The organism is Streptomonospora sediminis, from assembly GCF_054778995.1.
Genome location: NZ_BAAGYZ010000080.1, coordinates 62,167 through 84,832, shown reverse-complemented (window position 1 = coordinate 84,832; position 22,666 = coordinate 62,167). Strand labels below are relative to the sequence as shown.

Annotated in this window: 21 protein-coding genes, 1 tRNA gene and 1 pseudogene; 11 read left to right on the top strand and 12 right to left on the bottom strand. The window is 72.1% G+C overall.

The window, feature by feature from the left end:
* Positions 1 to 228 precede the first annotated feature (228 nt).
* From ACYVD5_RS16560 to pheA, 4 genes are all read left to right on the top strand, one after another.
* Complete coding sequence (locus tag ACYVD5_RS16560) at positions 229 to 816, top strand: ATP-binding protein (RefSeq protein WP_461001944.1); 588 nt, start codon at positions 229 to 231, stop codon at positions 814 to 816.
* 160 nt (positions 817 to 976) lie between these two features.
* On the top strand, positions 977 to 1,333 hold the full coding sequence (locus ACYVD5_RS16555; RefSeq protein WP_461001943.1) for an STAS domain-containing protein: 357 nt from the start codon (positions 977 to 979) through the stop codon (positions 1,331 to 1,333).
* Between the two features lie 161 nt (positions 1,334 to 1,494).
* Positions 1,495 to 2,112, top strand: coding sequence for a DUF4446 family protein (locus ACYVD5_RS16550; RefSeq protein ID WP_461001942.1), 618 nt, complete (start codon positions 1,495 to 1,497; stop codon positions 2,110 to 2,112).
* A 110-nt stretch (positions 2,113 to 2,222) separates the two neighbouring features.
* On the top strand, positions 2,223 to 3,164 hold the full coding sequence (gene pheA / locus ACYVD5_RS16545) for a prephenate dehydratase (protein WP_461001941.1): 942 nt from the start codon (positions 2,223 to 2,225) through the stop codon (positions 3,162 to 3,164).
* Here the strand turns inward: pheA and ACYVD5_RS16540 are convergent.
* Positions 3,113 to 3,463 (bottom strand): hypothetical protein, encoded by a 351-nt coding sequence (locus ACYVD5_RS16540; protein WP_461001940.1) that lies wholly within the window; start codon positions 3,461 to 3,463, stop codon positions 3,113 to 3,115. The two genes, pheA and ACYVD5_RS16540, sit on opposite strands and share 52 nt — an antisense overlap.
* 232 nt (positions 3,464 to 3,695) lie before the next feature.
* Here ACYVD5_RS16540 and serS point away from each other — a divergent pair, with 232 nt between their 5' ends.
* Entirely contained in the window at positions 3,696 to 4,961 is a 1,266-nt protein-coding gene (gene serS / locus ACYVD5_RS16535; RefSeq protein WP_461001939.1) for a serine--tRNA ligase, read from the top strand.
* A gap of 45 nt (positions 4,962 to 5,006) precedes the next feature.
* Here serS and ACYVD5_RS16530 read toward each other — a convergent pair whose 3' ends face one another.
* Positions 5,007 to 5,552 carry a bacterial proteasome activator family protein gene (locus tag ACYVD5_RS16530; RefSeq protein ID WP_461001938.1) on the bottom strand — a complete coding sequence of 182 codons (546 nt, stop codon included), beginning with the start codon at positions 5,550 to 5,552 and terminating at the stop codon, positions 5,007 to 5,009.
* A gap of 39 nt (positions 5,553 to 5,591) precedes the next feature.
* Positions 5,592 to 6,575 carry an NAD(P)H-quinone oxidoreductase gene (locus tag ACYVD5_RS16525; RefSeq protein WP_461001937.1) on the bottom strand — a complete coding sequence of 328 codons (984 nt, stop codon included), beginning with the start codon at positions 6,573 to 6,575 and terminating at the stop codon, positions 5,592 to 5,594.
* A 2,465-nt stretch (positions 6,576 to 9,040) separates the two neighbouring features.
* On the opposite strand from ACYVD5_RS16525, the pseudogene ACYVD5_RS16520 reads away from it, so the two are divergent.
* Positions 9,041 to 9,967, top strand: a pseudogene (locus ACYVD5_RS16520) (MinD/ParA family ATP-binding protein); the annotation flags it as partial.
* A gap of 57 nt (positions 9,968 to 10,024) precedes the next feature.
* Here ACYVD5_RS16520 and ACYVD5_RS16515 read toward each other — a convergent pair.
* Together ACYVD5_RS16515 and ACYVD5_RS16510 are read right to left on the bottom strand one after the other, a co-directional pair.
* Positions 10,025 to 10,113, bottom strand: a tRNA-Ser gene (locus ACYVD5_RS16515).
* Between the two features lie 76 nt (positions 10,114 to 10,189).
* Positions 10,190 to 12,208 (bottom strand): cation:proton antiporter domain-containing protein, encoded by a 2,019-nt coding sequence (locus tag ACYVD5_RS16510; RefSeq protein WP_461001936.1) that lies wholly within the window; start codon positions 12,206 to 12,208, stop codon positions 10,190 to 10,192.
* Positions 12,209 to 12,357: 149 nt separating this feature from the next.
* Between ACYVD5_RS16510 and ACYVD5_RS16505 the strand changes: the two genes are divergently transcribed.
* Both ACYVD5_RS16505 and dnaN read left to right on the top strand, forming a co-directional pair.
* Positions 12,358 to 12,816: a DUF4442 domain-containing protein gene (locus ACYVD5_RS16505; protein ID WP_461001974.1), complete on the top strand. Its 459-nt coding sequence runs from the start codon at positions 12,358 to 12,360 to the stop codon at positions 12,814 to 12,816.
* A 245-nt stretch (positions 12,817 to 13,061) separates the two neighbouring features.
* Positions 13,062 to 14,204: a DNA polymerase III subunit beta gene (dnaN, locus tag ACYVD5_RS16500; protein WP_461001935.1), complete on the top strand. Its 1,143-nt coding sequence runs from the start codon at positions 13,062 to 13,064 to the stop codon at positions 14,202 to 14,204.
* Between the two features lie 64 nt (positions 14,205 to 14,268).
* On the opposite strand, the gene ACYVD5_RS16495 is transcribed toward dnaN, so the two are convergent.
* The 4 genes from ACYVD5_RS16495 to ACYVD5_RS16480 form a co-directional block, all read right to left on the bottom strand.
* On the bottom strand, positions 14,269 to 14,697 hold the full coding sequence (locus tag ACYVD5_RS16495; RefSeq protein WP_461001934.1) for a PPOX class F420-dependent oxidoreductase: 429 nt from the start codon (positions 14,695 to 14,697) through the stop codon (positions 14,269 to 14,271).
* Positions 14,698 to 15,124: 427 nt separating this feature from the next.
* The gene (locus tag ACYVD5_RS16490) at positions 15,125 to 15,952 is read right to left on the bottom strand and encodes a DUF2786 domain-containing protein (RefSeq protein WP_461001973.1); all 828 of its coding nucleotides are present in this window, start codon (positions 15,950 to 15,952) and stop codon (positions 15,125 to 15,127) included.
* An 81-nt stretch (positions 15,953 to 16,033) separates the two neighbouring features.
* Positions 16,034 to 16,447, bottom strand: a complete 414-nt coding sequence (locus ACYVD5_RS16485; protein WP_461001933.1) for a hypothetical protein — start codon at positions 16,445 to 16,447, stop codon at positions 16,034 to 16,036.
* 240 nt (positions 16,448 to 16,687) lie between these two features.
* Positions 16,688 to 17,641 carry an NUDIX domain-containing protein gene (locus ACYVD5_RS16480; protein ID WP_461001932.1) on the bottom strand — a complete coding sequence of 318 codons (954 nt, stop codon included), beginning with the start codon at positions 17,639 to 17,641 and terminating at the stop codon, positions 16,688 to 16,690.
* Positions 17,642 to 17,764: 123 nt separating this feature from the next.
* Between ACYVD5_RS16480 and ACYVD5_RS16475 the strand changes: the two genes are divergently transcribed.
* Positions 17,765 to 19,081: a hypothetical protein gene (locus ACYVD5_RS16475; RefSeq protein WP_461001931.1), complete on the top strand. Its 1,317-nt coding sequence runs from the start codon at positions 17,765 to 17,767 to the stop codon at positions 19,079 to 19,081.
* 119 nt (positions 19,082 to 19,200) lie between these two features.
* Here the strand turns inward: ACYVD5_RS16475 and ACYVD5_RS16470 are convergent, their stop codons facing one another.
* From ACYVD5_RS16470 to ACYVD5_RS16460, 3 genes are all read right to left on the bottom strand, one after another.
* Positions 19,201 to 19,758, bottom strand: a complete 558-nt coding sequence (locus ACYVD5_RS16470; RefSeq protein ID WP_461001930.1) for a hypothetical protein — start codon at positions 19,756 to 19,758, stop codon at positions 19,201 to 19,203.
* Positions 19,759 to 20,389: 631 nt separating this feature from the next.
* Positions 20,390 to 21,004: a DUF4352 domain-containing protein gene (locus tag ACYVD5_RS16465; protein WP_461001929.1), complete on the bottom strand. Its 615-nt coding sequence runs from the start codon at positions 21,002 to 21,004 to the stop codon at positions 20,390 to 20,392.
* Positions 21,005 to 21,011: 7 nt separating this feature from the next.
* Complete coding sequence (locus tag ACYVD5_RS16460; RefSeq protein ID WP_461001928.1) at positions 21,012 to 21,746, bottom strand: hypothetical protein; 735 nt, start codon at positions 21,744 to 21,746, stop codon at positions 21,012 to 21,014.
* Between the two features lie 346 nt (positions 21,747 to 22,092).
* Here ACYVD5_RS16460 and ACYVD5_RS16455 point away from each other — a divergent pair, with 346 nt between their 5' ends.
* Complete coding sequence (locus ACYVD5_RS16455; RefSeq protein WP_461001927.1) at positions 22,093 to 22,287, top strand: hypothetical protein; 195 nt, start codon at positions 22,093 to 22,095, stop codon at positions 22,285 to 22,287.
* A 65-nt stretch (positions 22,288 to 22,352) separates the two neighbouring features.
* Entirely contained in the window at positions 22,353 to 22,559 is a 207-nt protein-coding gene (locus ACYVD5_RS16450) for a hypothetical protein (RefSeq protein ID WP_461001926.1), read from the top strand.
* The last annotated feature ends 107 nt before the right edge of the window (positions 22,560 to 22,666 follow it).

The window sequence follows — 22,666 nt, the reverse complement described above, 5'->3', positions numbered from 1 at the left end:
CGCCCGTGCGCGGAGCGGCCCAGACGAGCGCCGATGATGTGTTTCCGGAGCAGGCGAACGGGGCATTTCGGCCCTGGCAGGGTCGCATGCCAGGACTTTGCCGCGAACCGACCAAATGAATAAGGGCTGCATCGGGGTCGGGACGTGGGCGGCAGGCTCGTGCTCCCGCAGGTTGCTGAATGAGGCCGAAAGCGCGGGATCGAGCGCGCCGAGGAACGGGAGAAGGACGTGTCAAGGGTTGTACTGCTGCCGCATGCGGCGTCGAGTGTGACGAGCGCGCGCCGGCGGCTCTGCTCTGATCTGCGCGCCTGCGGGGTCGACCACACCAGGGTCGACAACGCCGCCATCGTCCTCAGCGAACTGCTGAGCAACGCCCTGCGCCACGCCGCTCCGCTGCCGGAACCCTTCCCGCCCGGGTGTGTGCAGGTGAACTGGGAACTCGGCGGCGGCCCCGCGGCCGGCCCGCAGGACGGCTGGCTCGAAGTCGCGGTCCGCGACGGCGGGGCGCAGACCCTGCCGCGCCTGGCCCGCCCGTCGCTGTCGGCGCTGGGCGGCCGGGGGCTCGGCATCGTCGAGCACATCGCGGCCAAGTGGGGCACCGAGGTCGACGACCGGGTCACCACCGTGTGGGCGGTTCTTGAGGTCGCCGAACCGGAACCGGAAGGGCTCGAATCCGCCCCCTGGCCGCAGACCCGCGCACCCGGTCCGGGCCCGGGCGCGCCGACCGGCCGGAGCGCCGGAGCCGGTCCGGGCGCAGGAGCCTCCGGCGACCCGGGAGCCCAGGTTTCGGCCTGGCAGCAGGCCGCCACCGCTTGATCCGGAAGGGCGGCCTGCGGGCCGGTGCGCCGGCGGCAGCGGCCCGAGTACCCCGGGTGATCCCCGAAAGGCCGGACTCTCCTCGCAGAACGTGACCGATGTTGTCGAAACGCCGCCGCCGATGTGGCTAGCGCCCTCCGTGGGCGCTACAGTCTCGACTGTGGAGTTGAAGATCTCAAGTCGGTCTCAGGGCGATTGCGCAGTGGTTACTGTGCGTGGCGAGATCGACCTTTACACGGCACCGCAGCTGCACAGCGGGCTCGCTGGTGCGCTGGACGACGGTGCGCGGCGACTCATGGTCGACATGTCGCGGGTGGAGTTTTGCGACTCGACCGGAATGAGCGTCCTGCTGTCGGGCATGAAACGCGCCCGCGAGAACGGGGGCGACCTCGAACTTGTGGCGCCCAAGCCCGCGGTGCGCAAGGTCCTGGAGGTCACCGGCCTGGACACCGTGTTCACCGTCGAGGACTCCACCGACGCCCTACCGCTGCCCGCCGGGTCGAGCCCCTCCGCGTAGGCGCCCGGATCCGGCGCGGCACCCGGCACAGGCATCCGGCATATGGCCGGACGGGCGCACACTCCCGCCAATGGCGTCCAGAGCGCGCGATCGGTCGCCTTCGCAACGAAAACGCGGTGCGTGTCCTTTCAATAACCGTGAGTAGCACCTAGACTTTCACCGTGGTGACTACCTTGACTACGTCTCTGGCCGTTTTCGCGGCGCTGGCAGGTCTCGCCGGACTCGCCCTCGGGGCCTGGGCGCTGGTGCGCACCCGTTCCGTCGTGAGCGACTGCCGCGACCTCGTCCATCGGCTGCTGCCCGACGGCAGCGGGCTGGACGCCCGAGCGGTGCGCGACATCGCCGTCGTGCGCTACGACGCCCTTGAGGAGATGTCGGGCGCGCGCTCGTTTTCCCTCGCCCTGCTCAACTCCGGGGGCGACGGGGTCGTCGTGACCGCGATCAACGGGCGCACCGAATCCCGCACCTACGCCAAGACCATCAGGCAGGGCCGGGCCACCGAGGCCCTCTCGCCCGAGGAATACCGCTCCATCCGCGCCGCGCGGCTCGGCCAAGGGCTGACCGACAAATTCGGCGAGGGCGCTTCCGCACCGGCACCAGCACCGCGCTCGGCAGCCGGCGACCTCCGGCCGGAGGCCGATTCCGCCGCCGCGGCCGCCGATGGCGGCCCGGCAGGCGAATCCGCCCCCGCAGCCGATCCCGGCACCTCTGCGGTCCGCCCGCTGGGAACCGCCACCACACGGTCGCCGGCAAGCGGCGCGCCCGGCACGGCCGAATAACCGGCGTCCCGCGGCGGCCCGGCCGCCAGGTGGCACCAATCGGCTGACCAGGGCGGGCGCAGACACCCGAATACGCGCGGGTCGGACCCCGCGGGTTATAGCCTCGGGGTATGCGCTACGCCTATCTCGGCCCCGAGGGAACCTTCACCGAGGCCGCCCTCCGCGCCCTCAAACCCGAGGCGCCGGAACCGGCCCGCGTCCCCTATACCGGCGTCGACTCCGTGTTCGCCGCGATCCGCCGCGGCGACGTCGACGGCGGAACGGTGCCGCTGGAGAACTCCGTCGAAGGCGGGGTCACCGCCACGATGGCGGAGCTGATCAACGGCGACCCGCTGCTCATCGCGGCGGAGGTGGCGCTGCCCGTCGAGTTCACCCTGTTCGGGCGCGAGGGCGCGGCGGTCGCCGATGTCAAGCGCGTCGCCACCCACCCGCATGCGCTGGCGCAGTGCCGCGGCTGGCTGGCGCGCCACCTGCCCGACGCCGAGGTGTTCACGGTCTCCTCCACGGCGGCGGCCGCCCAGAGCGTGGCCGAACCCGGCAGTGCCTACGACGCGGCCATCTGCGCGCGCATCGCCGGCGAGCGCCACGGGCTGCGGGCGCTGGCCGAACGGATAGGCGACCGCGACGACGCCGCCACCCGTTTCATCCACCTCGTGCGGCCGCAGCCGCTGCCCGACCCCACCGGCGCCGACCGCACCTCGCTCGTGGCGTTCCTTGCAGCCGACCATTCGGGCGCGCTGGTCGAGCTGCTCAACCAGTTCGCGGTCCGCGGAGTGAACCTGACCCGGTTGGAGTCCCGTCCCACGGGCGATGGCCTGGGCCGGTACTGCTTCTACCTGGACGCCGACGGCCACGTCGCCGACCCCGCCGTGGGCGAGGCATTGATGGGGCTGCGGCGGCTGTGCAAAGAGGTCAGGTTCCTCGGCAGTTTTCCGCGGGCCGATGCCGATACCGAGCTGACCCCTTTCATGCCGTCGCGCGGCACCACCAGCGCCGACTTCTACGAAGCCCAGGAGTGGCTGGCCCGCATCCGGGCCGGCGATATCCGCTGAGGCAGCGGTGGAAGCTGCCGGTTCACCGGTGCGGCCGGGGAGCTCGCCGGAGCGTCGGGGCCGTTCACCGGTGCGGCGGCCGAGTGCGCCGGTGAGTCCGGGCGGTTGACGACCTCCTGCACCGACAACGCGATCCGGCGGCGCTCGCGGTCGAGGGTGCGCGCCAATTGGCTGCGCAGCGCTTTCTCCAGCGCGATGTCCTCCTCGGGCCGGCCGGCCAGCAGTTCGAGCGCTGCTGCGGCCTCGTCCGCGGTCAGCATACTGAGCGGCTTCATCGCCCACGCCTGCTCCATCTTCATGGCGATCCTTCCCGTTGCCGCCGGCGCCGCCCTCGCGGCGGTGCCCGCACCCATGACACGGCGGCGCTGCCGGGTTATGACGCGTCCCCGCACAATCCAATCGCACTCCGGCGTCGATTGACTACTGAGAGTATCAATCGGTCGCGCGGGGCGGTCCCGCTTTCGCTGCGCCGGGCTGCGCCGCCGGGGGAAACGATGTGTCGGCCCGCGGGATCACCGGTAGCCTGCAGTCGTGATCGACCTTCGCGCCATTAGAGACTCCCCCGACCGCCTGCGCGCCTCGCAGCGGGCCCGCGGCGAGGACGAAACCGTCGTCGACCGCGTGCTCGACCTCGACTCCCGGCACCGCACCGCCCTCACCCGCTTCGAGGGGCTGCGCGCCGAACAGAAGAGCGTTGGCAAGGCGGTCTCTACTGCGGCGCCCGAAGAACGCGAGAACCTGCTCGCAAAGGCGAAAGGGCTGGCGGTCGAAGTCAAGGAGGCCGAGGCCGCGGCCGGCGAACTCTCCGCCGAGGTCGACCGGCTGCTGCGTGAGATCCCCAACATCGTCGACGAGGACACCCCCGAGGGCGGTGTCGACGACTTCCGGGTGCTGGACCACGTCGGTACCCCGCCGGAGTTCGACTTCGCCCCGCGCGACCACCTGGAGCTCGGCGAACTGCTCGGCGCCATCGACACCGACCGCGGCGCCAAGGTCGCGGGTGCGCGTTTCTACTTCCTCACCGGCGTGGGAGCCCTGCTGGAGCTCGGCCTGCTGAACATGGCCATGCAGCAGGCGGTGTCCAACGGGTTCACCCCGATGATCCCGCCGGTGCTGGTGCGGCCCGAGACCATGGAGGGCACCGGTTTCCTCGGCGAACATGCCGACGAGGTGTACCGCCTGGAGGCCGACGACCTGTACCTGGTCGGCACCTCCGAGGTTCCGCTGGCCGGCTACCACGCCGATGAGATCCTGCCTGCCGACACACTGCCCAACCGCTACGTCGGCTGGTCGTCGTGTTTCCGGCGCGAGGCCGGCTCCTACGGCAAGGACACCCGCGGCATCATCCGCGTGCACCAGTTCAACAAGGTCGAGATGTTCGTCTACACCCATCCCGACAACGCGCGCGAGGAACACGAGAAGCTGCTGGGCTGGGAGCGCCAGATGCTCGACAAGCTGGAGCTTCCCTACCGCGTCGTCGACATCGCGGGCGGCGACCTCGGCACCAGCGCGGCCCGCAAGTTCGACTGCGAAGCCTGGCTGCCCACCCAGGGCCGCTACCGCGAACTGACCTCGACCTCCAACTGCACCGACTTCCAGGCGCGGCGGCTGAACATCCGGTTCCGCGACGATTCCGGCAAACCGCGCCCCGCCGCGACCCTGAACGGCACGCTGGCCACCACCCGCTGGATCGTGGCCATCCTGGAGAACCACCAGCGCGCCGACGGCTCGGTCGTGGTGCCCGAGGCGCTGCGCCCGTTCGTCGGCCGCGACGTGCTCGAACCCGCCAAACGCTGATCCGGGCGGCGGCCGAGTAACACCCGGCCGCCGCTGGTCAGCAGGTCACAGGTAGGGGCCCGACCCCGGGCCGGCGGCCTCGGAATCGCCGGGGCCGCCCATGCCCGCGGGCAACGCTTTACGCATGTTCTCAAGCTGGGCGCGGGCGGCCATCTGCTGCGCGAACAGGGTGGTCTGGATGCCGTGGAACAGGCCCTCGAGCCAGCCGACCAGCTGTGCCTGGGCGATGCGGAGTTCGGCGTCGCTGGGAGTGCTGTCGTCGGTGAAGGGCAGCGTGAGGCGCTCCAGCTCCTCGACCAGTTCCGGGGCGAGGCCGTCCTCGAGCTCCTTTATGGAGTTCGTGTGGACCTCGCGCAGCCGCGCGCGGCTGGCTTCGTCGAGCGGGGCGGCCTTCACCTCGTCGAGCAGTTGGCGGATCATGCTGCCGATCCGCATGACCTTGGCGGGCTGCTCGACCATCTCGCTCAGCGGCCGCTGCCCGGACTGGTCGGTGTCGTCGTCGGAGGTTTGGGGTTCGCCGGGTTGTCCCGCACCGCCGGAGCCCATGACCAGCACGTGCGGCTGCTTGTCGTCGTCGGATGGGTCGCTCATGAATGTCTCACCTAGCGGCATGTGTACTTCCCAATGTGGTCAACGGGTGAGCACGATCTTGCCGACGTGCGTGCTCGATTCCATGATGCTGTGTGCTTCGGCGGCGCGCGGCAACGGCAGTGTGTGATCCACGATAGGCCGGATGGACCGGTCGGCGACCAGCGGCCACACGTGCTCGGCCACGCCGGCCGCGATGCGGGCTTTCTCGCCGACGGATCGGGACCGCAGCGAAGTGGCCTGCACGGACAACCGTTTGACCAGCATGCGGCCGAGATCGAGTTCGGCAGTGCGCCCGCCCATCAGCCCGATGATGGCCAGCCGCCCGCCCACGTTCAGCGACCGCACGTTCTGGTCCAGGTAGGAGCCGCCCATGATGTCGAGGATGACATCGGCGCCGGCGCCGCCCGTGGCCTCTTTCACGCGGGTGGGGAAGTCTTCCTCGCGGTAGTTGATCGTGACATCGGCGCCGAGTTCGCGGCATTTCTCGAGCTTGTCGGCGCTGCCGGCCGTGGTGATGACCCGTGCGCCGCGCGCATGGGCGAGCTGGATGGCGAAGGTGCCGATACCGCTGCCTCCGCCGTGGACCAGAAAGGTTTCGGCGGCGCTGAGCCCGGCGGTCATGAACACGTTGGACCACACCGTGCAGGCGACCTCGGGCAGCGCGGCCGCCGAGGCGAGGTCGACACCCGCCGGCACGGGCAGTAGCTGGCCGACGGGCACGGCGACGCGTTCGGCGTAACCACCGCCGCTGAGCAGTGCGCAGACGGGGTCGCCCACCGACCATCCGGAGTCTTCGGTGCCGTGGCCCAGGGCCGAGATGTGCCCGGAGCATTCCAGGCCCGGGTACTCGGGCGCGCCGGCCGGCGGGGGATAGTTGCCTTGGCGCTGGTTGATGTCGGCGCGGTTGACCGCGGTTGCGGCGATGTCGACAACGACCTCGCCTTCGCCGGGAGTGGGATCGGGGACCTCGGACCAGGTCAGGACGTCGGCGGGGCCGGGTTCGCTGATGACGATCGCGTGCATGCCGCAACGCTACCCATGGGGGTGCCGCTCGCGCTGCCCCCGAAGCCGGGTTGTGGACGGCGGGTCGGGCCCCGGATGAGGGCGGGGCGGGCGCGCTGGCGTTGCCCGTTAACGCGGTCACCTGCCCCGGTCGTTTCCGGCCCGGTGGTGCCCGCCTTTGGCTCCGGTTCGTATCTTTGTTGGCGGACGAGAGAATATCCGTGAGTCCGGGTCTGGTCCGCCCGATCCCCCCGTGGAGCGGCCAGGCGGTAGCTGATCGGACATCGCGCACCCGAGCAAGTGTCTTGAGGAGAACCGCGTTGGCACAGCGAGATCACGACGGTTCCGAGCATGCCGGTACGCGTGCGTGGGACAGGGGGCACGACCGGGACACCGACCGCGACTCCCGGTCCGGAGCCGGGCAGGGGGAGGCTGCTGCGGACCGGGGGCCGGATCCTTCTCCGGCCGACCAGTGGTTCGGCGACGCATCGCCTCCGCCGCCTCCCTACGCCATCGACGAGGGCGCCCTTCCGCCGCCTCCCTACGCCGTAGGCGGCGCGGGCCCGTACGCGGCCGAGCAGCCGAACCCGCAGTACCCTGCCGGCCGGCAGCGGCCGCAGCCCCCCGAGCATGCTCCCGACCAGGTCGCCGGGCACCCCGGGCAACCGGGATACCCCGGGCGGCAGGGAATGCCGGGAGAACAGGAGCACCCCGGGCGGCCCCAGCAGGGGCAGCCTGCCGGGCCGCCGCAGGGATGGCACCGCGACCAGCACGGCCCTGCCCAAGGGCCGCCGCCGGGACCGCAGCAGCCCTCGGCGCCCGCAGGCCGCCCGTCTGCGCCGCACCAGCAGCCGGAACCGCCGCAGCCGGCCGGGCACCAGCAGCCCTCCGCGCCCGAGCACCATCCATCCGGCCCCTACCCGGCCGGTCCCCCTCCGGCGGCGCAGCCTTCGGGGCCGCAGCAGCCGCAGGGCGGCCACCCCTCGGGGCCGCAGCAGTTCCCGCCGCCCGCCGACCGCCCGGCTGCGCCCGTGGCCTACAACGGGCAGCCCATGCGGCAGGCCCCGGTCCGTCCCGCCGACGGATCCGGCGCCGTGCCGCCGGTGCCCGCACCGCCCGGGGCCGACCCGGCGCAGGGCGGGGGATGGGCGCCGCCGGCCGAATCCGGCCAGGGCCCGCCGCCCGCACCCGGACCCGGTGCCGGGGAGCTCGTCCCCGGCGACGGCGATCCGCAGCGGCCCGCGGCCGACGCCGGCAGCGCCGACGAGACCATCCGCCGGTTCCCGGACCCGGCAACCGAGCACGAGCACCAGCAGGAGCAGCAGCAAGAGCCCGCCGAGCGCGGCGCCCCCGAACCCGCTTCCGAAAGCGACCACGGCCCGGCGCCCGAGAGCAGCGCCAACGGGTTCGCGCAGTGGGCGCCGCCCGAACGCGCTCCGGGCCCCGAGTCCCGGCCGAACCCCGCGGCCAACGGGTCCGGTCCGCGGCCGCAGGAGCACGCGTCCACCGAGGTGTTCCCGCCCGTCCGCGGCGACTTCCCCGAGCCGCTGGCGGCACCCCCGGAGCCCGGTATCCCCGCCCCGCCGCAGGAGCCGCCGCGCTCCAGCGCCCCGGGGCGCGGCGGATACGCCGGCACCGGGCCGCAGTGGACGACGGCGGAGCCCGCCCCGCCACCGGAACCGGAACCGGATGCGGAGCGGACGGCACGGCTGCCGGAGCCGCCCGCATCGCCGCCGCTGGTCGGCGACGGGCCCGGCCGCCCGCCCCGCCCGCAGCAGGCGCCCGATGCTCCGGGCTCCCCGGCCGGCGGCGAGGACATCCCCGACCCCGAGCAGCTCCCGCCGCTGCCGCCGCACGCTGCGCGGCGCGGGCCGGCACCCGGCCAGGGGCCGCCCGCCGACATGCCGCCGCCGCCCGGTCCCGCGCCCTATGCGGACGCCGACCCCGCGGCTGCGCCGCCCGGGCCCGGGCAACCGGGACAACACAGTGCGGGAACCGGCGGCTGGAGCTGGTCGCCTCCGGCAGCAGGCGAGGTCCCGCGCGAGGCGTGGGCGCCGCCCGCCGAGCCGGGCCACGGCACCGGCGGCAACCGTCCGCCGGCGCCACCGCACCCCCCGCAGCACCCGGGGTGGGAACCGGGCTCGGCTCCATCCGGCCCCCAACCCGGTCCGCAGGCGTGGAACGCTGCGCCGCCTCCCGTTCCCGACCCGGGACCGGCGCAGCAGCGGCCCGCGTCCGGGCCGCAACCGGCGGCCGGGCAGCAGCCCTACGACCCCTACCGGCACGGCGGCGGCCACAACCCCGCCGGCGCGCCCCCGCCGCCTCCGGGGCCGCCCGGTGGCTACGGGCCGCCCGGGTACCCGCCGCCCGGTGAGCGACCCGGGTATCCCGGGCAAGCTCCATCGGGGGCCCAGCCCGGTTTCCAGTACCACGCCCACTTCGCCGACGGTGTGCAGCCGGCGCACCCCGGCCAGGGCGGCCAGCCGGAGACCTCCGATGACCTGCGGGCCGATAACCTGGTCAGCGGCAAGCGGTCGGGCCCCAGCAAGGGCTGGCGCAAGGTGCTGCACTCGGCAACGTTCGGGATGGTCGACGTCGGTGAGTCGGCCGCCGAGCAGCGCCGCCGCGAGCTCACCGAGCGCGCGCGCACGCACGTCGGCGGCGGCCACCACCGTGTCGCGGTACTCAGCCTGAAGGGCGGTGTGGGCAAGACCACCACGACCGTCGCGCTCGGGTCGATGCTGGCCTCACTGCGCGGCGACCGGGTGCTGGCGGTCGACGCCAACCCCGACCGCGGCACTCTGTCGGACAAGGTCCAGCTGGAGACCGCCGCCACGATTCGCGACCTGCTGAACGAGAAGGAGGCCATCACCCGCTACGCCGACATCCGCGGGTTCACCTCCCAGGCGCTCAGCCGGCTGGAGATCCTCGCGTCCGACCGCGACCCCGCGGTTTCGGAGGCGTTCAGCGAGGACGACTACCGCGAGGTCTGCTGGCTGCTGGAGCACTACTACTCGATCTGCCTGACCGACTGCGGCACCGGGCTGCTGCACTCGGCCATGCGCGGGGTGCTCGGCCTGTCGGACCAGGTCGTGCTGGTCAGTTCGGCGTCGGTCGACGGTGCGCGCAGCGCGAGCGCGACCCTGGACTGGCTGGAAGCCCACCAGTACGGCTCGCTGGTGCGCGGGGCGGTCGTGGTGCTGTCGATGGTGCGGACCAGCAAGAGCAGTGTCGACCTGGACCGGCTGGAGCAGCACTTTGCCAGCCGGTGCCGCGCTGTGGTTCGGGTGCCGTGGGATGCCCACCTGGAGGAAGGCGCAGAGGTCGACCTGGACCGCCTGGCCGCGCCCACCCGCGACTCGTACCTGCAGTTGGCCGCCACCGTGGGCGAGGCGTTCGCCTGGCCGCGGTGACGCGAAACGGCTGAAGCCCCCGCTGCTGCACGCGCAGCAGCGGGGGCTTCAGTAGTGCGGAGGGTGTGGGATTTGAACCCACGAGACCCGGTTAAGGATCTTGTGCTTTTCAAGAGCACTGCACTCGGCCGCTATGCGAACCCTCCAGAGCGGTGGCCCCGCAGGCCGCACACAGCATAGCGCAGACACCGGACCGGGGGCCGGGGTCCACCGCGGGCGTCCTCATTGCCCGGACGGCCGCCTGGGCGCCACCTGGGTGGCGTCCAGGTAGCACCAGGCCCAGTCCTCTTCGGGTTCGGCGGAGGTGACCAGCGGGTGCTCGGCCGCGGCGGCATGCACCGAGGCGTGCCGGTGCGGCGAGGAGTCGCAGCAGCCCACGTGCCCGCAGTCCAGGCACACCCGCAGGTGCACCCAGTCGCGCTCGCCCGAGCGCAGGCAGTCGGTGCAGCCGGCCGAGCTCGGTAGGACCGGGCGGATCCCGGACGTGTGCGGGCACGGCGTGCCGGGGTCGGCGGCGAAGTCCACGGGCGTGTGCGGGTCGGGGTGGTCGCCGGGCGCGGCCGCGGGCAGGTCCAGGGCGTCCAGCAGGGTGCCGGTGAGTCCGGCGGCGACCGTGCTGCTGGTGTCGACGATGCGGTCGGCGCCCGAGGGGGCGAGCACATCGGGTCGGGCGGAGTCCACCGGCCGCACCACGATCGGCACGCCGGGGGCGAGCGTGCTGACAACGGCGGCGATGGCGGCGCTCTCCTCGCCGGTGTTCTCGGCGATGACGAACGCGCGGGCCGAGAACAGCCCCGCGTCCCGCAGGATGTTGCGGTGTACCGGGTCGCCGCGGACCACGGTGTGGCCCGCTTGCTCGGCGGCCGCGGCGAGGTCGGGGCCCAGTGTTGTCACGGCGACGGGGATGCCGCGGGCGCGCACCGCTTCGGCCAACTCGGCGGCCACCGGGCCCCAGCCGGAGATCAGCACGGGTGCCGCAGGTGCCGGCCCGCCGCCCGCGGCCGAGGGCGCCGGTTCCGGTGCCGCCGGGCCGGGTGCGGAGCCCGGCCCGCGGCGGGCGTCCACCCACCGGCCCAGGCGGTCGCCGAGGGCGGCGAGCGCGGGGGTGGCCGTCATCAGCAGCACCGTCACCGCGATGAGCACCTGCTCGCCGTCGTCGCCCAGACCGGCCGGCTCCAGGCCGACCGCGGCACCCGAACGCTGCAGGACGAACGAGAACTCGCCGATCTGGGCGAGCAGCAGCCCGCCGGCCACCGCGGTCGAGGCGCCCACACCCAGCACCGACAGCGCCAGCGCCCCGGTAACGGCCTTGACCAGCACGACCGCCGCCGCCAGCAGCAGCACCAGCCACCACAGCTCCAACAGCACCTGCAGGTCCAGCAGCATGCCGATGGAGACGAAGAACGTGGCGCTGAAGAGGATCTGCAGCGGGAGCACCTCGCCCAGGGCGTGCGCGCTGTGCCGGGATTCGCTGACGACCAGCCCGGCGAGGAAGGCGCCCAGCGCCACGCTGACTCCGGCCAGCGAGGTCAGGTACGCGGTGCCGAGCCCGATGGCGACCACGGTCAGCAGGAACACCTCGGGCGAGCACGTCCGCGCCACACGCTCCAGCAACGGCGGCATGACCTTGCGGGCGACCACCAGCACCACGGCCAGCACGACCGCGGCCGTGCCCAGCGCCCGCGCTATCTCCAGCGGCCCCTGGCCCGTGCCGCCCAGCAGCGGTACGAACAGCACCATCAGCACCACGGCCAGGTCCTGGAAGATCAGCGTGGCCACTCCGGCCTGACCCAGCGGCGCGGTGGTGCGCCCGGCCGCCGCCAGCACCTTGAGCACGATGGCGGTTGAGGACAACGCGACCAGAAAGCCGGTGAACAGGGCCGTGGGCCAGCCAGTCCCGAAAGCGGCCACCAGCGCGGCGGTTACCCCGATGGCCAGCAGCACCTGGATACCGCCGCCCAGCAGCACATGGCGTTTGATCGACGCCAGCCGCTCCAGGGAAAACTCAATGCCGATCGTGAACAAAAGGAGGATCACGCCGATTTCCGCGGCGGCCTCGACGGTTTCGGTGTTGGAGACAAGTCCGAGCTGGTGCGGGCCGATCACCACGCCCGCCAGCAGGAATCCGACGATCGGCACCACGCGCACCCGGGTGCTCAGGTAGCCGATGACCGCGGCCGCGCACAGCAGCAGCACCACCGGGGAAAGGAAGGCCGGTGTCTCCTCGGCGGCCAGGAGCATGGGGTATCCCTTCGTGCGCTGCGGGTCGGCCCTGTTGCGGGCGTGGTCAGAATAGGCGGCGGCACGGTGCGAGGCGAGTACGCAACGGCGGGGCCGGGGCGCTGGCCCCATCGGGTTACTCGCTAGTAATATCCAGTGCCATGGCCACTATGAACGCAGAGTCCGCCGAACTCGTGAAATCCGGGTTCCTCGCGGCCGTGCCCTTCGCCCGGACCCTGGGCGTGGAGTTCCTCGAACTCGACCTCGGCCGCGTCGTCATGCGGCTGCCCGACAACGCCGACCACCACAACCACTTCGGCGGGCCGCACGCCGGCGCGATGTTCACACTGGGCGAATCCGCCTCTGGCGCCATCGTCATCGGCACCTTCGGCGACCTCCTGGACCGCTCGCTGCCGCTGGCCGTCGAGTCCGACATCCACTACCGCAAGCCGGCCATGGGCGACATCATCGCCGAGGCGACCCTGACCCGCCCGCGGGCCGAGATCGTGGCCGAGCTCGACGCAGGCGGACGCCCCGAGTTCGCCGTCGACATCGAACTGCGCACCACCGACGGCACGGTCACCGGATCCATGAGCGTCACCTGGACCCTCAAACCGAACAAGGACTGAACCGCCCGCCCCCGCCTGCACGGGCATCAGCGCGAACGGGGCGCGACCCGCGGGCGGTGCCCGGCTGCGGGGTTCGGGGGGCAAGGCCCCTGGGAATGTCGCACCCGATGGGTACGGTAACCGCGTCGGCAACCCTGTCGGCGGGTGCCCCGCAGCCCTCCAGCGCGGGCACTACGGGTTTTAGTGTGCCGGTGCCGGCCTGCGGCCATGTCCGAGCCCGGCCCGTACACGGAAGTGGGGACAGCGTGAAATTCCGAGCCGACCGCGATTCGCTTTCCGACGCCGTGGCGTGGACCGCCCGCACCCTGCCCGCACGCCCCTCCATGCCGGTGCTCGCCGGCATGCGGCTCGAACTGGCGCCCGATACCGCCGCACTGCGCCTGTCCAGTTTCGACTACGAGGTATCGGCGCGGGCCGAGGTCGAGGTCCAGGTCGAACAGCCCGGCTCCGTCCTGGTCTCCGGACGCCTGCTCGCCGAGATCACGCGCAACCTGCCCGACGCACCCGTCGAGTTCCAGGCCGACGGCGCACGCGTGCTGGTCACCTGCGGAAGCGCGCGCTTCACCCTGCTCACCCTGCCGATCGAGGACTATCCCGCGCTGCCTGACATGCCCCTGATGAGCGGCTCGCTCAGCGCCGACTCCTTTGCCGCGGCGGTGCGCCAGATCAGCCCGGCGGCCAGCCGCGACGACACCCTGCCGATGCTCACCGGGATCAACATCGCCCTTTCCGGCGAATCACTGACCCTGGCCGCCACCGACCGCTACCGCATCGCGGTCCGCGACCTGTGGTGGAAACCGCAGGACCCCGCCCTCGAAACCACCGCCCTGGTGCCCGCGCGCACCCTGCACGAGATCGCGCGGTCGCTTGCCGGCAGCACGAACATCGACTTGGCGCTGTCGGCGGCGGCCGCCGACAGCGCGCAGGGCGAAGGCATGATCGGCTTCGAGAACAGCGGGCGGCGCACCACCACGCGGCTCATCGACAGCGACTTCATCAAATACGAGTCGCGGTTCCCCCAGGAGTCCACCGGCCGCGCCAAGGTCGCCACCGCCCCGCTGATCGAGGCGGTCAAACGCGTCGCCCTGGTCGCCGACCGCAACACGCCGCTGCGGCTGTCCTTCAGCGAACACGAAGTGGCGCTGGAAGCCGGATCCGGCGACGACGCCCAAGCCGCCGAAGCGCTCGGTATCGAGTTCAGCGGCGAGCCCGTGCGGGTGGCGTTCACCGCCGAGTACTTCCTCGACGGCCTCACCGCCGTGCACTCCGAAAGCGCCCACATCGACTTCACCCAGCCCACCAAACCGGTGGTGATCTCCGACGTCCCCGCTGCCGACGACCACCCGCCGGAGTTCCGGTACCTGGTCATGCCGCTGCGGGTCTCGTGACCGGAACGGTCCCGGAGCGGTTGGCGCGGCTCGGGCGGACCATGGCGCGCCCCGGCCGGGCCGGCTAGTCGGGGCACCCCTCCATGTTCTCGATGTCGTGGTTCAGCTCCAGCGGGACGAACTCGTAGTGCTGCGTGCGGTACTTCAGCAGCCGATGGCTCATCGGTACGGCCCAGCCCTGCAGCATCGGGTGGCGGCGGGCCAGCAGCAGCGAGGCGCGGTTGGCCTCGTTGCCCTCCAGCAGGCGGACCTCGCCCCGCACGGCGCCGCCGCGCGGGCTGCCCCGGAACGTGCACGGGCGCAGGTCGGCGTAGGTGTTGCGGCGCAACCGTTTGGCCTTGCCCGATTCCTCCCAGGTGCGGAACAGGACCCGGCCGTCTGCGACCACCACGCTGACCGGTGTGCTCTGCGCACTGACGCCGTCGCGGCGGTAGGTGAGGAGCAGGGCCGTCTTGTAGCGGTGGAACGGGCGGAGGAGCGTGGCTGCGGTCATCTGAGGTGGCTCCCTCGTCGGGCAGATGAGTGTCTGACACTCACCTTTCCCCAAAGAGTGGTCTGCGTCACCCTTTGCCGGTCGGGCGGGCGCGGCGGCGGGAGCCCGCGCCGCGCACGGGGCAACCGCGGAGCCCGCAGCGGCCGACCCGCTCGGCAAACCACTGGGACTCGGCGGCCGATAAGAATGGGACACGTGTTTTCGGGCGCGGATAGGTCCGCAAGTGAACGGCGGGTCACGGGCGGGAATCGGCCGGTCAAGCGGCAAAAGGCCGGAAGAAGTCGGGTGTCCGTGGTTTATCCACAGGCACTTTTGGCCGCTCCCGGAAAGCCGGCCGCCATCCACGAGTTACCCACAGAGTTATCCACAAGTCGCCCGGCAATGGGGAAACCATGTGGATGCGGTGGATGCGAACCGCGGCGTCCGGTTACTCCCTTTCGGACAGAGCCGAAGTGCCACCCTGCCCGACCGAAGTACCGATACCGAGTTGTGCGCGCCGCCCGCGCGCATAGCCGGCGCGGTAGCCGGCCCGGTGGTGCGTGCGCTCGGGCCGCGTGGGCTTGAGCTGGGGGAACCGGCGCTGGAAGTCCTCGCGCACCCGGTCGACGTCGCTGTGCAGCACGACCTCGGCTCCGAGAGTGGAGGCGCCCTGTTCGCCCTCGTCGCCGGACGCCGAACCCGACTGCGCCGACCCGCCGGCCTCGTCGGGTTCCTCGACCAGCCGCGCGCGGAACTCCTTGATCCGTTCGGCCACGGCATAGCCGTAGGCGCGGATGAACGAACGGTAGAAGCGGCTGCGTTCGGTGGCCAGCGTGGAACGGTCGTAGTTGCGGAGTTCACGCAGGTTGGTGATGTGCTCGCGAGCGGTGAACCGCGCCGAGGCCTCCATCTGCATGGTGATGGAGGGCAGCAGCACCCGCAGGGCATCCAGCGAGGTGACGGTGCCGACGATGATCAGCGTGCGCTCGGTGTTGGACGAGGTGTTGCCGCGCACCGCCGACTGGCACCCATAGGCGGCGGCGATCCCGGCCAGCGCTTTGACCCGCGCCTTGCCGTGGCCGCCGACCCCCGATACGGGAAAGTCGAGCCGAGTGACCGATTCCGGCGATTCGCCGCGTTCGGCGCGGGCCTCGGCCTCGGCGATGGCGTGCCGGGTCATCAGTTCGGCGGCTTTGGCGGTGAACGCCTGGCTCTCGGCGTCGGTGACCGCGGGATCCTCCGCCATCCGAAGGAGCCCGCGGACCCGCTCGATCATCTTCTGACGAGCTTCAGTCGGCATAGAGCGCTTGGTCGTTCCCGGTGGTGTGTTCTGCCATGGACCAGTGCAACAAGCAGATCAAGCGGACTTGTTCCCTGCAACCATACCGATGATGCCGAGGATGACCCAGATCACCGCGGCCGAACCCAGCCCGGCGAAGATCGCACCGATGAAGCCCCCGCCGAAAATCGAGGCGATGGCGATGCCGAGTCCCGCCACGGCAGCGGGCCCGGCGGCGAAGCGCCACGGGTACTGCCCGGCCCAGCGGCGCGCGCGGCGGTCGCCCTTGCCGCCGAGCAGCGCGACACCGCCGCCGACGAGGGCGAACCAGAAGATGGCGGTGCCGAGCGGCCCGGCGATGGTGATGGCCGGCAGGGACACGAGGAAGGACAGGCCCCCGGCCACAACGCCGGCCCCGGTCGCGATACCGGTGGGCCACATAAGAGTCGCCGCGTGCACGGGCATAAGCGAGTTTCCGCGCTCCAGCGTCATGTCAGCTCCTTTGGTTCCGGCTGGTCCGAAGCCCTGTCGCCCAGCCTGTCTCTGCCAGCATGCCCACCCGATGGCAGAGGCGCATCAGGGCACATCCCTGACTTACCCCTGATCGGGCATCTGGCACCTGCCGCCTTGGCGCCCGAGTGCCTTTGCCACAAGTGGGGACGGCTTCGTACACGCTCAACGAGTAAGCCCCTGCCGAAGTGCCCGGTGTACTCCTGCCCCGCAGAGCCGGGTTCACGCCTGGGGCGCCTCGCTCGCAGCGGCCCGGGGACCCGGCGGGCCGGCCGCGGCGGTCGCCAGCCACTCGGGCGGAACCGTGTGCACCTCCTCGCCGGCAGCCGCTCCGGCGGGCCGGTCCGCAACGAGCAGGGCCACCGTCCGGACTCCGCCGGCCGGGTCCGCCCCGCCGGCACCGGCGGCCGGCACGCCGGGCCGCTCGCGCACCACGTCCACGCCCGGAACCGCCTCCGGCGCCGGGGAGTCGGAGCCGACGGCGAGCCGGATCCGCGGGAACCACAGGTGCAGTCCGCACCGGGGCATCGCCTCGGGCAGCGCGTCGGCGGCGACCCCGGCCGCGGCCAGCCCGGCTAGTTCGTCGCGCAGCAGCTCCAACCGCTCCGGGGATTCGGCGTCCGCGCCGGGCAGCACCGCGGCCGCGTCGACGTGCAGCACCAGCCGCCAGGTGAGCGCACCGCGCAGCAGTGGCCAGGTCCGGCCAAAAGCCGGCAGCAGATCCAGCTCCGCGACATCGCCCATCCCGACCCAGCGGACCTCGTCGCTCTCCCAGTTGGCCGCCTCCAGCGGCGCATCGACCGCGGTGCGGGCCAGCAGGGTGTCGTAACGCCAGACGGTGTGCTCCTGGCGGTGCAGGCCGATCAGCTCGATCTCGCCGGTTTCGCCGGCCACCTCCTCGCCGAACTCCCGCAACGCCGCCTGAACCGGGGTCTCGTCGCTGTTGCACGCGCCGCCCGGAACGCCCCACATTCCGCCCTGGTGGCTGTTGAGCGCGCGGTGCTGCATCAGCACCTTGCCGCGCCCGCTCGGCCCGCCATGCGCCGCCGGCCCGGCCGCCGCGCCGCGCGGCCGGTGGCCGTCAGCGTGCAGGAGCAGGCCCGCGCTGCCGAAGCGGCCCCATCGGCGTGATCCGTCGGAAAGCATGACCCAGCCGTCGCCGTCACCCGCGCTCATCCCACCTCCAGTCTGCTCCGCTGCCTACGGAGCGGTCTCCATCCGTCCCACCCTGCACACTCCGGCCGGCTCCGGCCAGTGCCGAGACCCGCCGATGTGCACGGGGCGGCTAGGATTCGCGCGATGAGCAGGACGGCAACGGCTACGGCCTCGGTAACACGGCTGCCCCTGTACACCCTCGACCTGGCGAGGCGGTACTGGGCGCCGCTGCTGTGCGTCTACGTGATCGGCACCTTCGTTCACGACATGCTCATGCGGGGTGTCGCACGGTTGTCGGCCGTCGACTACAACGTGAGCCTTCTGGGCATGACCCTGGTGGTCCTGACGCAGCTGACCGTCACCATCGTGATGTTCCACATGCTGCGCCCGGGACTGCCCACGGTCAGCCGCGAACTGTTCCCCTCGTCCTCGGGGCGTTCCCCCAAGGTCTCGGCAAAGGTCTCCGAACGCGAACGCCGCTGGGTGGACGCGGTGGCGACCGCCATCCTGCCGTTCCTGATCTTCTACAACGCCTGGGGCCGGTTCGCCGACGAGTTCCGCGAGTACAGCGTCCAGCTGCTCAACCAGCGCGGCCTCGAAGGGCTCGCCGAGGTCAACGAGATGAACGCGCTGGGTCTTCCGCTGCTCATCGCGCTGGTCTCGTTCTTGCTGCGGGTGCTGTGCGACCGCCTCTACGCGAGCACCGACAACAAGGTCGTCGGGCTGTTCACCGCGCTGTTCGAGGCCAACTGGATGTTCTTCGGCCTCTTCTCGATCATGCAGGTCTACGGCAACATCAAGACCTGGATCGCCCAGCGCCAGGTGTGGTTCGCGATCGAGCACGGCGTCCTCGGGTTCATGCGCGACCTCGGCGCCGCCACCGCGCTGCCGGTCGAACAGGGCTACCTCGCCGCGTTGGACCTGATCGGCAAGCTTGCCCTGAACCTGCGCGACGGCCTGTTCGAGCCGCTGCTGTGGCTGACCATTGCCGCTGTGGTTTTCGGCGCCGAGATGGACCGCCACGACTCGCTCTTCCGCAAGGGCACGCGCGCCGCCAGGATCGAGGGCGCGCTGACCTCCTCCAACAAGGGCGTGCTGCGCCAGTTCGGCAAGCTGGCGCAGCGCAGCGCACAGGACCGCTGGACCCCGTTCATCAACGCGTTCCGCTTCATCCTGCGCGCCAGCCCCGTGTTCTATTTTGGGTTCTGCCTCTACTACGTGCTCGTGGACCTCGCCTTCACCTGGCTGGAGCGCGGCGTCTACGTCGCGGTAGGGCCGCACGACTTCCTGGGCTGGTGGTGGCCCTGGCTGACACCGGTCAACTTCCTGGTGGACGCGCTGCACGAACTGATCCGGGTCTGCCTGCTCGCGGCGACCTTCGAGGTCGCCCTGCGCAGCCTGAGCTCTTCCAGCACCGGCCGCCGCGCCCGGGTGCACGGGGGCGGCCGGACCTCGGCCTGAGACCGGGCGCCCGGGCCCGTGCGGCCGCGCCAGGGTCTCGCGGCGCGGCGCCGGTGGCGGGGCCTCTGCTGTGGCGATGGCGCGCACACCGCGGCTCAGGCGGCGCCTGACATCTGCGGCTACTGCTGCTCGAACTCCAGCGCAGAGTAGGCGAGGCCCTCGGCATGGTCGCCGGTGGGCACCGCGATCTCGAAGGACAGGGAGTCGACGGCGTCGTCGGGCACCACAAAGCTGACGACCACGCCGACCTCCTCGCCGGCGGGCAGCGGCTCGCTGTCGTCGCCGGTGCATCCGAAGGCGACCGAGGCCGTCCCTTCCAGGCTGGGCCGCGCGGAGTAGGACGAGGCGGGCTGCCACCAGCGCCCCTGGTCGTCGACCGCGCGGAACTTGCAGTCGGCAAGGCGCTCGCGGGACTCGCCCGCTCCCGGAGTCAGTTTGAACACGGCGTCGACCAGGTGCGTGCCCTCGGGCGGCTCTGGGGAGCCCTCCAACTGGTCGACGACCGTGCCCCGCAATTCCCAGCGGCTGCCCACCAGTTCGGCGGTGCCGTCAGCGGCCGACACCACGGTCGGGGTGGGAGGCAGCGCCCCCTGGTCCAGCATGGCCTGGCGCTCCAGCCACCAGGGCACGCCCAGGGCCATGGGAAGCACGACCGCCAGCAGGGCGATTGCAGGCAACTGGGCGCGTTTCCACAGCGGAACCGCCCGCCGGGCGCGTTGGCCCTCGGGGGCGGGCCCGTCGGCGGCGGGTGGAAACTGCTCAGGTGCCGCGGGTGGCGGCGGCGCGAACGCCGGGCCGCCGGGCTGCGGCGGTGGCCCGGGCGGGACGCCCGGCGCACCCGGACGGCCGCCCGGCGGCGGCCACGGAGAACCGGGTGGCGCAGCGGGCGGTCCTGGCGGCCCCTGGTACGGACCGCGGGGCGGCCCCTGGGGTCCCTGGGGGCCGTGCGGTGCCGGTGGTGGGCCCGGCCGCGGTGGTTGCGGTTGCGGTTGCGCGCCGGGCTGTCCGGGCTGGGGGCCGTGCTGCCCGGGAGGCGGGGGCGACTGCCACCCCGGGGGCGGGGGGCCCGCCGGGGAGGGGCGGGACGGTGGCTGCCGTCCGGCGGGCGGGGCGCCGTGCCCCGGCGGCCCGGGACGCGGTACCGGCGGCGGCGGGGGCTGCTGCCCGGATGCCGGTGCCGCCGGCGGTGGTCCCGATGCGGGGGGCGGCTGTTCCTCTGCGGGCGGCTGGGGTCCCGGGGGCGGCGGCCGGTGCCCTGCGGGGCGCTCTGCGCTGCGCGGGTCGTCAGGGTCCATGTGCGGCGCTCTCCTACGACTTCTGGGTCGGTGCGGGGACGGAGACGCTCTGCTCCGGATTGTCGGCGCGCTCGGCAAGCTCCGTACCGTTCAGCCCGAGGCTGATATCGGCGCGGGCGCTCAACCGGTCGTCGAGCGATTCGCGCGCGTTCACCTGGAGCGTCGGGTCCTTCAACCGGTCAGTGGGAACCTCGAACACCAGCGCCCCGGTGACGGAGATCCCCGGGCTCAGCGTGGTGCCGAAGCCGCCGGCGAGCCCGTTGCTCAACCACTCGCTGGAGGAGTAGGTGTAGCCGTCGCCCATAACGAGCTCGGCGTCGATCGTGCCCAACGGGGCGGAGGCGGCGGTGAGCTCCGCGGTGGCGACCACCCATACCCCGTTCGCCTCGACCGGCGCGGACGAGCCGATCCCGCCGCCCCCGTCGGCCACGGTCTCGGCGAAGCGGACCTTTTTGACGGTGATCGTGAACTGCCGGGCGTCCACGGTCTCGCCGACATCTCCGGAATGGGGGATGGGCTCGGTTGCGTGGGTTTCCGGGGGAACCAGGGACTGCGCCGTGACGATCAGGCTCAGCAGGACCAGGGTGGCGAAGGCGGTCAGCGCGCTGCGGGCGGCGGAGGACGGCATCGGCGGCTCACCCCTTGCCCAACGGGAAGCTGATCTTCGCGGCGGTTCCGCCGACCGCCCGCCACGACTTGCTCTGGTCGGTGAAACCCGGCGCGAACTTCGTCTTGCTGAAGGAGAGGGTCACCTTGTCCTCCTTCTCGGCGAGCGGCGCCACGTCCTCGGGGGCCTCGGCCAGCGGGCCCAGGTCGAGACCGCCCTCCTCGGCGGGGTCGCCCTCCAGGCCGGCCAGCGGGTTGTCGGAGTTCTCCTCCTGCTGCTTTTTCTTGTCCGCCGCCTCGGCCTTGCCCAGTGTCCACGTCATGAGGACGTCTTCGCGCATGTCCGGTTGCACTTCGGAGACGAAGCCTTCGGGGTTGCGGGTGTAGGTGAGGTCCAGGCGCTGGGCATCGATGTCGCCGGATGGAAAGGAAACCTTGATCACCGACTCGAGGCTGCTGACCGCGAACGGCTCGGTGTGTTTGGAGACGAGTTCGGCGCGCACTTGCAGGGCGGTGCGGCCGTCGTCGGCGGTGACGAACTCGGCCCGGTGCGGGGTGATGGTGTACATCCGGGTGCGCACGGTCGAGCCGGGGTCCTGTTTCGGTGCGGCATCGGCCCGCTCCAGTCCGCCGGTCGCCCAGAGCGCGAGCGTGGCAGCGCCGAGCACGGCGGCGGCCACGAGCACGATGACGGCGCGCCAGAGGTTGCTCTGGGGCAGGAAGCCGCCCGGTTCGTCTGCTGGGTCTGGAGCGTGGTGTGCCACGGGCAGGAAGTGTAGAGGGAACTACCTCCTTGGTGCCCTTTCGCGTCCTGGTTAGGACGGATTCGCCGGTCCGGGGGCCACAGGGCGAGCGGCGGCGGACGCCCCGGATTCGGCCGGCCGTAAGCGGACTGAAAGCGCCGCGCAAGGCTTTCTCCGTAGGTTGGTAGCACGTTCAGCCGGACCGGCACCCGCAGGAGGACGGCCTGCGGGCGCCGGCCCGACTGTTACGGGGCCAGGGATACAAAGGCAAGCCGGGGCGGTGGGGCACGCCCGGTCCGTTTTCTGGCACTCTGCGGTGGGATCCCCCCGTTCACATCGTTCATACGACTTGGCCAGAGGAGCCCCCATGAGCTCGACGATGCTCGCGGACGTGCGCGGCGCCGATGCCGAATATGCGCTGCGTTTCGCGCGGATCGTTGCGGAATCCGGTCTGGAGTTCACCGCCAGGGTCGACCCGTTCTCCGAACCGGACTTCGAACCGTTCGACGAAGACGACGACGACCAGCCTGCCGACGACGACCCGGCGATCGAGTGGCCGTAACCCCAACCGGCCCCGAACTCGACCCGGCCCTGAGTACTGCCTACACCCCGACACCGAGGAGAGCCATGAAGACAGCACCGGTCCTGGACGCGCCTGCCGCCGACACCGAGTTCGCGCAGCTGGTCGCAGGTATCGAGCTTGAGTTCACCGCCAAGCTCGACCCGTTCTCCGAGCCCGACCCCGAACGCGGCACCGAGCCGGCCACCGAGCCCTCGCCCGCCGAGAAGGAGACCGAGGCACCCGAGAAGGAGAGCAAAGAGGACGGCCGCTGACCCGTCCCGCCTCCTGCACGGGGGTCTGAACCACGTCGCCGGGGCTGTGTTGCGGGAGGGAAGCACAGCGCCGGCGGCGGGATCGTTCTCCTCTGGCGCGCGAGCCG